General features: G+C 69.3%; 10 protein-coding genes. 3 read left to right on the top strand and 7 right to left on the bottom strand.

Annotated elements, in window-relative coordinates:
* Window positions 1-98 precede the first annotated feature (98 nt).
* From WDJ58_RS07345 to WDJ58_RS07330, 4 genes are all read right to left on the bottom strand, one after another.
* Window positions 99-881 (bottom strand): endonuclease V, encoded by a 783-nt coding sequence (locus tag WDJ58_RS07345; protein WP_338917004.1) that lies wholly within the window; start codon window positions 879-881, stop codon window positions 99-101.
* A complete protein-coding gene (locus WDJ58_RS07340; RefSeq protein WP_338917003.1) occupies window positions 881-1795 on the bottom strand; it encodes a rhomboid family intramembrane serine protease in 915 nt (304 codons plus the stop codon). The genes WDJ58_RS07345 and WDJ58_RS07340 overlap by 1 nt, the downstream gene beginning before the upstream one ends.
* Before the next feature lie 112 nt (window positions 1796-1907).
* Window positions 1908-2681, bottom strand: a complete 774-nt coding sequence (locus tag WDJ58_RS07335) for an SAM hydrolase/SAM-dependent halogenase family protein (protein WP_338917826.1) — start codon at window positions 2679-2681, stop codon at window positions 1908-1910.
* Window positions 2682-2690: 9 nt separating this feature from the next.
* Complete coding sequence (locus WDJ58_RS07330) at window positions 2691-3221, bottom strand: nicotinamide-nucleotide adenylyltransferase (RefSeq protein WP_338917002.1); 531 nt, start codon at window positions 3219-3221, stop codon at window positions 2691-2693.
* Between the two features lie 168 nt (window positions 3222-3389).
* Here WDJ58_RS07330 and lonB point away from each other — a divergent pair, with 168 nt between their 5' ends.
* From lonB to WDJ58_RS07315, 3 genes are read left to right on the top strand one after another with little or no spacing between them, the layout of a single operon-like run.
* Window positions 3390-5441, top strand: a complete 2052-nt coding sequence (gene lonB / locus WDJ58_RS07325) for an ATP-dependent protease LonB (protein WP_338917000.1) — start codon at window positions 3390-3392, stop codon at window positions 5439-5441.
* Between the two features lie 9 nt (window positions 5442-5450).
* Window positions 5451-6242 (top strand): CPBP family intramembrane glutamic endopeptidase, encoded by a 792-nt coding sequence (locus WDJ58_RS07320; RefSeq protein ID WP_338916999.1) that lies wholly within the window; start codon window positions 5451-5453, stop codon window positions 6240-6242.
* Between the two features lie 48 nt (window positions 6243-6290).
* Complete coding sequence (locus WDJ58_RS07315; protein ID WP_338916998.1) at window positions 6291-7457, top strand: enolase C-terminal domain-like protein; 1167 nt, start codon at window positions 6291-6293, stop codon at window positions 7455-7457.
* Between the two features lie 36 nt (window positions 7458-7493).
* On the opposite strand, the gene WDJ58_RS07310 is transcribed toward WDJ58_RS07315, so the two are convergent.
* The 3 genes from WDJ58_RS07310 to WDJ58_RS07300 all read right to left on the bottom strand — a co-directional run bounded on the left by WDJ58_RS07310 (window position 7494) and on the right by WDJ58_RS07300 (window position 9300).
* The gene (locus WDJ58_RS07310; protein WP_338916997.1) at window positions 7494-7916 is read right to left on the bottom strand and encodes a hypothetical protein; all 423 of its coding nucleotides are present in this window, start codon (window positions 7914-7916) and stop codon (window positions 7494-7496) included.
* Entirely contained in the window at window positions 7917-8399 is a 483-nt protein-coding gene (locus tag WDJ58_RS07305) for an MGMT family protein (protein WP_338916995.1), read from the bottom strand.
* A gap of 118 nt (window positions 8400-8517) precedes the next feature.
* Window positions 8518-9300 carry a YihY/virulence factor BrkB family protein gene (locus WDJ58_RS07300; protein WP_338916994.1) on the bottom strand — a complete coding sequence of 261 codons (783 nt, stop codon included), beginning with the start codon at window positions 9298-9300 and terminating at the stop codon, window positions 8518-8520.
* Window positions 9301-9324 lie beyond the last annotated feature (24 nt).

Here is a 9324-nt window from a genome sequence, read left to right as displayed (position 1 = left end):
GGACGCACCGGGCCGGTTCGATGACAGCGAACGCCTTGAAAGCCCCACCGGCACCGTCCCCCGGTAGCCCGGCTCGAAAACGACCGTACGGGCACTGTCTACCGGTTTCGTCCCTGTATCTCCCGCTTGACCTCGTCGGCGTAGGCATCCGCGAGCCTCGTGGGCTCGGGGAGCTTGTACTCGCCGCCGCTCCGCTCGACGAGGTCGACCGCGGTCCCCGCCGCGACGCGGTGGCCCGGCGAGATGTACAGCGGGTTGATACGCTTCGAGTCGGGGTACTGCCGGGACTGGTAGGCGTACCCGACGACCGTCCCGTGTTCGACCCCCTCCATCCGACCGTCGGCTTCGATGGCCACCCGCGCGCCCTCCGGGAGCTCGTCGACCGGCTCACGGGGATCGCCACAGAGCAGCGATTTCGCCACTCCCACGGAGGGGTAGTCGACGAGGACGCCGGTGTGAGTCGCGAGGCCGGCCTCGCGGAAGTGGATCCGCCCCGACCCGTCGAACAGCAGGAGGTCGGGATCGGTCTCGAGTTCGGCCAGCGCGGCGAGTATCGATTCGCCCTCGCGGAACGTGAGCAGCCCCGGTGTGTAGGGGATCGAGAGGGTCGTGACGGCGTGGACCCGCTCGACCACAGCGTCCCCGCGGAGGACGACGACGGCGCTCACCACCCGCTCGGGGTCCTCGTTCGTGAGGAACGCCTGATCGACGCCGGCGACCAGCGGCCCGCTCGTGGTGCCGACCCGCTCGGGGTCGAACTCGAAGTCGTCCTCGAACCGCGCTACTTCGGCGAGGTCGCGCTGGAGTTCCTCCATCTCCGTCCGCGAGAGCGAGGCGTCGGGGACGAACCGCTCGCGGTCCGGGGGGACCTCCAGAGCCATCAGAAGCGACCCCGGCCGGGGCCGCCCATCCCGCCGCCGCCGCGACCGAACTGGATGTCCGACGGTGAGCGGACCTTCTCCTTCACGCGCTGGCCGTACGCGAGGCCCAGGAGGAGGCCGATGAGGTGTGCGCCGTGGGCGACGTTGCCGAGGACGTTCTGGTCCGCCGCGAGGACGCCGAACACGGAGATCCCGGCGTAGCCGAACGTGAGCAGCCAGATCGGGACGGGGAGGACGAAGTAGAGGTAGACCTTCATGCCCGGGTTCAGGACGGTCAGGATACCCATGATGGCGAGGATGGCACCGCTGGCCCCGAGGACGCCCGAGACGGGTTCGCCGAGGAGGAACCCGAGCCCGATCTGTCCCAGTCCCGCCAGCATCCCGGTCAGGACGAACAGCAGGGCGAACCGCTTCGAGCCGATCTGTCGCTCGACCACGGGTCCGAAGAAGAACAGCACGATGCCGTTCCCGAAGATGTGGACGAACGTGAACGGCTGGTGGGAGAAGACGGAGGTGACCCAGGTCCAGACGTACTCGGGGTTCGCGGAGGTGAGAACGAACAGCGTCCGGAACGCCTCCCCGCCGAAGAGGATCGCCACGACGTGTTCGAGGACGAACACCACGAGGATGATCGCGAGGAAGAGGTAGGAGACGTTGCCGCGGAAGTAGCCGAGGACCCCGCCCGGTCCGGTGTTCGGCGAGAGGCGGTCGCGTAGATCCGAGGAGCGCCCGCCGCGGTTGTCGACGCTGTCGTCGAACCCCGAGTCGAACACCCCGTCGGGGTCGTTCCACTCGTTCAGCCCGGTGCAGTTGTGGTTCTCGGGGAGGCGGTGTTCGGAACAGTAGCTCCCCCCACACCGCCGACAGTTGTACGGCAGGTCGACGCTCGTGCCGCACACGTCGCACTTCGCCATTACCCCGCTTAGGCGGGCCACCGGTCAAAGGGGTTCGGGTCCGCGCCCGTGGATCACGCGAGGGGGCGTGCCCGATCGGACGTCCACACCGACCTCCCGGACGGGTCCGGAGCTACCAGGAGAGGCACACAGGGTCGCCCGGCTCGACGTCGAACGCCCGGTCCCCCCGTCCCCGGTTGACGGCGAGTTCGACGTTCCCGTGGCTCCCGACCGTCACGGCTCGATCCCCGGGGCTCACCTCGGCGTAGGCGCGGACGGCCGTCGCCTCCGCGTCGTTCGCGCGGATCGGTTCCCCGTACCGATCGTCGAGGACGGCACCAGGAACGTTCGTGACGGCGTTGCCGAAGCCGTCGACGACCAGCACCTCCCCGTCCGCCCCGTCCTCACCGACCGCGGGCTCGGGGAAGGTCAGGTCCTCGTAGTCGCCGATCGGGGAGACGCAGTCGAGCGATTCGAGGCTCCCGTGACCGGCCTCGTGGACGCGGGCGGCGGCGGGGGCGAACACGTCGCGTCCGTGGAACGTGTTCGACTCGGGGCTGTCGTAGGCCACCTCGAAGACCTCGATCCCCTCCACCCCCTCGGTTCGCTCGACCAGTCGCCGCGCGGCCGGGAGGAGGACGCCGTTGTCCGGGCCGACGAGGACGTGTTCGCCCGCGCGGACGACGAGGGCGGCGCGGTCGGTGCCGACGCCGGGGTCGACGACCACGAGGTGAACTGCGGGGGGAAACCAGGGGAGCACCTCCCGGAGCCAGAAGGCGGCTGCACGGACGTCCTGTCGGGGGAACTCGTGTGTCACGTCGACGAGTCGGGCGTCGGTCGCGGAGAGGAGGACGCCCTTCATCGCGGCGGGGTACGGCCAGCCGAAGTCGGAACTCAGCGTGATCAACGCGTTCACCTACTGGTCGGCGACGTCGCCGTTCGTGTCCGTCTCGCTGATCTGCTGGATTCGATCGATTCCGCCGCTCTCACGGATGACCTCGGCGACTTCGGCGGGGACGAGCGACTCCCAGTCGGTCCCCCGGATCATGCGCTCTCTGACCTCGGTCCCCTCCCACTCCTCGCGTCGGAACATGGGGGACTGTCGGACCTCGACGCCGGCCTCCTCGAACAGCCGGACGACGAGGGGATTGTTGGAGTAGGCGACGTCGAACGTCGGCGACATCGACTGGACGTGGCTCACCCACACCGAGTTCCGGTTGAGGTCCTCGATGGGGACCGCGTAGGTGACCAGGTCGGTGTCGAGGGTGGCCTTCGTGATCATCATGATGCGCTCGCCGGCGGTGAACGGGTTGCGGCTCGTGTGTGACTGATCGGCACTCCCGATGCCGAGGACGAGCTCGTCGACCTCCTCGGCGATGCGACGGACCATCTCGTGGTGGCCCTGGTGGTAGGGCTGGAACCGCCCGATGTAGAACCCCCGTGTCATGGCGGGTGTGTCGGGGGCGTCTTTTATAACTCCCCTGGCTCAGCCCCCGCGAAACTGGACACGCGTCAGACACGGCGCGGTCGCGTGGTTTGGAGGGGTCTCCCGGGCAGATACAGGGAGAAAGTATATCAGTCGAAGGGCCTTCCTCGATAACGAAGAAACGGTTCTATGAGCGACGACGTGAATCCAGACGACAGACCCGGTCCGAGCGACAACGGCCGGGACAACAGCAACTCGCCGACGGGCCCGCCGGCGGACCCCGAAGACGTCTCTCCGGGGGATGACCTCGGGAGCGACGTCGACGTCGGGCCAGGTGCCGACTACGACCCCGACGAGGAGGAGAACCTCCTCGGCGGTCTCGAGATCGAGACCACCAGCGACATCGAGGTCCCCGACCGGCTCGTCGATCAGGTCATCGGCCAGGACCACGCCCGGGACATCATCCTGAAGGCGGCCAAACAGCGCCGCCACGTCATGATGATCGGCTCGCCCGGGACCGGGAAGTCGATGCTGGCGAAGGCCATGTCACAGCTCCTCCCCCGCGAGGAGCTCCAGGACATCCTCGTCTACCACAACCCCGACGACGGCAACGAGCCGAAGGTCCGCACCGTCCCCGCCGGCAAGGGTGAACAGATCGTCGAGGCCCACAAGGAGGAGGCCCGAAAGCGCAACCAGATGCGCTCGTTCCTCATGTGGATCATCATCGCGGTGGTGTTCGGCTACTCGCTGCTGATCGCCCAGCAGCTCCTGCTCGGCATCCTCGCCGCGGGTGTCATCTACCTCGCGTTCCGCTACTCCTCGCGGGGCTCGGACGCGATGATCCCGAACCTCCTCGTCAACAACGCGGGCCGCCAGACCGCTCCCTTCGAGGACGCCACCGGTGCCCACGCCGGCGCGCTCCTGGGGGACGTCCGGCACGACCCGTTCCAGTCCGGCGGGATGGAGACCCCGAGCCACGACCGCGTGGAGGCGGGGGCCATCCACAAGGCCAACAAGGGCGTGCTGTTCGTCGACGAGATCAACACGCTCGACATCCGCTCCCAGCAGAAGCTGATGACGGCCATCCAGGAGGGGAAGTTCTCCATCACGGGCCAGTCCGAGCGCTCCTCGGGCGCGATGGTCCAGACCGAGCCCGTCCCGACGGACTTCGTGATGGTCGCCGCCGGGAACCTCGACGCCATGGAGAACATGCACCCGGCGCTTCGCTCGCGCATCAAGGGCTACGGCTACGAGGTGTACATGGACGACACCATCGAGGACACCCCCGAGATGCGCCGGAAGTACGCCCGGTTCGTCGCCCAGGAGGTCACCAAGGACGGCCGGCTCCCCCACTTCAACAAGGACGCCCTCGAGGAAGTGATCCTCGAGGCCCAGCGCCGCTCGGGCCGGAAAGGCCACCTCACGCTCGAACTCCGGAACCTCGGCGGGCTCGTCCGGGTCGCGGGCGACATCGCCCGCGCCGAGGACGCCCCCGAGACCACCCGCGAGCACGTCCTGCAGGCCAAGCGCCGCTCGCGCTCGATCGAGCAGCAGCTCGCCGACGACTACATCGAGCGCCGCAAGGACTACGAGCTGAACGTCAACCAGGGCGAGGTCGTCGGCCGCGTCAACGGGCTCGCCGTCATGGGCGAGGACTCCGGCATCGTCATGCCCGTCATGGCCGAGGTCACCCCCTCGCAGGGACCGGGCGAGGTCATCGCCACGGGCAAACTCCAGGAGATCGCGATGGAGGCCGTCCAGAACGTCTCGGCCATCATCAAGAAGTTCTCCGACGAGGACATCTCCGAGAAGGACATCCACATCCAGTTCGTCCAGTCCTACGAGGGCGTCGAGGGCGACTCGGCCTCCGTCACGGTCGCGACGGCGGTCATCTCGGCGCTGGAGAACGTCCCCGTCGAGCAGAACATCGCCATGACCGGCTCGCTCTCGGTCCGCGGGGACGTCCTCCCCGTCGGGGGCGTGACCCACAAGATCGAGGCCGCCGCGAAGGCCGGCCTCGACCGGGTCATCATTCCCGCCGCCAACGAGCAGGACGTCATGATCGAGGACGAGTACAAGGACATGGTCGAGATCATCCCGGTCACGCACATCTCGGAGGTGCTGGAGGTCGCGCTCGCGGGCGAGCCCGAGAAGGACTCGCTCGTCGACCGCCTCAAGAACATCACCGGGTCCGCGCTGGACCGGCAGGTCGGCCGTTCGGGCTCACCGTCGCCGCAGTAAGGTAGTACGGTGACCGACTGGGCCGCGTTCACCGGGATCGCGGTCGCACTCCTCGCGCTGCTTCTCGTCCTCGCTCGTGCCTCCCAGAGCTACGTCGGCCCGACGATCACGCCCGCCGAGCGGGCGTGGCTCTCGGGGCTGCCCGACGGTGCCGACCACCTCGACACCGGTGACGCGACCACCCCCACCGGTCGGTCCGAGCCGCTCTCCGGGGGCGCCCTGCTCGTCAACGTCGCGCTCTCGCAGGGGCTGTTCGGGTTCGTCCTCGTCGTCGGCGCGTGGTACACGGAGGTGCCGCTCGAAGCGCTCGGCCTCGGTAGCGCGCCGCTCGCGACCGGGGTGCCCGCGCTGGCCTGGGGGCTCGCCCTCGGGCTCGTGCTCGCGGGGGCGAACGCGGTCGGCGTCGCCGTCGCCGGGCGGTTCGGATACGCCGCGGGGACGGAGCTACGGGAGCTGCTCAGCCCCGAGACGCGCCGCGGGTGGCTACTCCTGCTGGGGGTGGCGCTGCCGACCGTCGCCGTCGTCGAGGAGCTCCTCTTCCGGGCGACCCTGATCGGGGCGTTCGCCGTCGGCTTCGGCGTCTCGCCCTGGCTGCTCGCGGTGCTCTCGTCGATCGCGTTCGCCGTCGGCCACGGCGCACAGGGGCCGGCGGGGATCGCCGTCACCGGGCTGCTGGGGTTCGTGCTCGCGGCGGCGTTCGTCCTCACCGGATCGCTGGTCGTCGTCGCCGTCGCGCACTACCTGGTCAACGCCGTCGAGTTCCTGCGGTACGAGGCTCCCCGCCGCTCGTCGGCGGGGTGAACCACGGACGAGCGGCAGGCTTTTAATCCAGCCCTCGCCGCGACCCGTATGCCACCGAGCATCACGAAGATCGTCACGACCGAGTTCGCCTACGGGCTGGAGGACCAGGGGCCGACCCCCGACGGCTTCCACATGGTGTACGACCCGGGGAACTCCCTCGACCGGCACCTCTTCGGCGTGCAGGTCCACACCGACGAGGGGATCGTCGGCGAGTACGTCGGCGGGAACTCCCCGGGGATGGCCGAGCTGAATCAGGTCGCGGACTACCTCGTGGGAAAGAACCCGCTGAAGCGCGAGCGCCACTGGTCGGAACTCAAGCGCGCACTGCGCAAGTACGACCGGATGGGGATGGGTCCCATCGACATCGCGCTGTGGGACTTCGCCGGCAAGTACCACGACGCGCCCATCCACGAACTGATCGGGACCTACCGCGACCGGATCCCCGCGTACGCCTCGACGTACTTCGGGGACATGAACGGGGGGCTCGAGACGCCCGAGGACTACGCGGACTTCGCCGAGGAGTGTCTCGACATGGGCTACCGGGCGTTCAAGATCCACCCCTGGGGCGGCCAGTGGCGGAGCACCCAGCGGACCGTCGACACCGTCCATGCGGTGGGCGAGCGGGTCGGCGACGAGATGGAGCTGATGCTCGACCCGGCGTGTCAGCTCGAGACGTTCGGCGACGCGGTACGTGTCGGTCGCGCGTGTGACGAACAGGAGTTCTTCTGGTACGAGGACCCCTACCGCGACGGGGGTATCTCCCAGCACAGCCACCGCAAGCTCCGCCAGATGCTCGACACGCCGATCCTCCAGACCGAGCACGTCCGCGGGCTGGAGCCGACCACGGACTTCGTCGCCAACGAGGCGACCGACTTCGTGCGGGCCGACCCCGAGTACGACGCGGGGATCACGGGCGCGATAAAGCGCGCCCGGGCTGCCGAGAGCTTCGGACTCGACATCGAGTTCCACGCGCCCGGGCCCGCACAGCGACAGTGTCTCGCGGCCATCCGCAACACGAACTACTACGAGATGTCGCTGGTCGGCCCGAAGACGCCGAACACGACGCCGCCGATCTACGCCGATGACTACACCGACCAGCTCGACAGCATCGACGACGACGGGACCGTCGGCTTCCCGGACGGCCCGGGGCTGGGTGTCGAGTACGACTGGGAGTTCGTCGAGGCCAACCGGACGGGACAGCGCGTCTACGAGTAGTACGAGCCGGGCGGTGATCGCCCGACGGTCCCTCGGTCATCCCGTCGCCGTCGGCGTCCCGCCGATGGTCTCCTCGGCCAGCATCGTCCGCTCGTCCCCGTCGGTCCAGACGACCCGGACGGTATCACCCGGCGAGAGGTCGGCGAAGAAGACGAACTGGTCACCGGGACCGACCGGGTGGCCGCGGCCGCCGTTGTCGTAGCCCGTCCCGTTGGGGGCGACCCAGATCTGCCGGGAGACCTCCCCTCCGGAGTCGACGAGGACGGCGAGCGTTCCGGTCCGGACGCGCCCGGAGACCTGCGTGACCGCCAGCGTCCCCTCCTCGTTGCGGACCTCGTAGGTAGCCGTCGGCTCGCCGCCCGCCCCCGGATCGGCGACCCCGGCGACGAACCCCCAGAGGATCGCGGCGGGGAGCAACAGCGCGAGGACGACGAGCAGCGCCTTCGAGCGACCGTTCACCTACAGCCCCTCGACCGAGCGGAGGCGCTGTTCGATCACCGGCGGGGCCGCCGAGGGGCCGTCCCGTACCCGGTGGTCGGGGACGACGAGCGGGGTGGGGTTGTCGTCGAGCGCCTGTCTGACCCGCTGGAGGTCGTCCCCGTCCTCGGGGTCGAGGTCGGCCATCCGGGCGACCTGTTTCACGCTCGCCTGCTCGCCGTACGGTATCTCCCGGACCGCGGTGAGGATGTGGTGGTCGGCGGTCGCCGCCGCGAGCGCGACGGCCACGTCCCGGAACCCGTCGCGTTTCCCCTCGAGGTAGGCGAAGATGCGGTCGAGTAGCTCGTGGTCGTCGTCGGCTCCGGGGTCGGCCGACTCCGGGAAGGAGAGCGAGAGCAGGCGACCGCCCGCGACGCCTATCTGTACGTACCGCCCCAGGTACTCCGATTCGCGGGCGTAGATGCCGGCGGACGCGTCGTTCCCGGCGGTCTCGGCGTCGTCCATACACCCCGACAGGGTGCCAACAGGTATCAAAGTTCACCTACGGGACGGCCAGCGCTCGCCGGCGACGAGAGGTAACTCTCCCGCCGGCCGCCGGGGCCCATCGCGCGACGGTGCAGCGTCACTCCCGACGGTGGTCCGGTCCGGCGGCGACGCCCGCGTTGACGACGATGCCGGTCAGCAGGAGAGCGGCGGCGATGTAGAGGCTGGTGAGCAGGATAATGACGCCGCTGAGCGTCCCGTAGACGGCGTACCGACCGGCGTGCGTGGCGTAGAACTGGATCCCGGTCTGGAGGGCGGCCCAGCCGAACGAGGCGACGACGGCTCCGGGGATCGCCCCCGTCGGCGAGGTGACCACGCTCGACGGGACGTAGTACAGCGGGACGAACGCGACCGCGAGGACGACCCACAGGACGGCGAACCCGACCAGGCCGAAGAGGGGGCCGGCGGCGGGCAGATCCAGCAGGGTGGTCGTGGCGACGACCGCGAGGATCGCCAGCACCAGCGCGCCGAGGATGACCGTGGCGTCGCGAACCCAGTGGCGGAGCGAACTCCCGACGGATCCCTCGATCCGCTCGACGACCGTGCGGACGTCGTCGACGACGTTGACGCCGCTCCAGAGCAGGACGAGGGCGGCGAGCGCTCCCGCGCCGGTCCGACCGGACGCCGTCGTCAGCGACCGCTGGACCAGCTCCTGAACCGACGGGGTGAGGAACTGGGGGACCGCCTGCCCCAGTTCGCCGGCGAGCCGCTCGCCGAGGAGGACGAACACCAGCAGTAGCAGGGGGACGAACGAGACGAACCCGTAGTAGGCGAGCGCGGCAGCCGGGTACCGTAGCTCCTCCGCGTGGACGGTCCGAGCGGCGGATACGAGTCGTGTGACGCCGTCTGTTAGCCGTCCCATACGGACCCTTCTGGTCCCGGTGGG

Origin of the sequence: Salinirubellus litoreus (genome assembly GCF_037335815.1) — an archaeon.
GTDB classification, from domain to species: Archaea; Halobacteriota; Halobacteria; order Halobacteriales; family Haloarculaceae; genus Salinirubellus; species Salinirubellus litoreus.
Note: the sequence above shows the minus strand (reverse complement) of the source record. Positions and strands in the feature narration are given on the sequence as shown.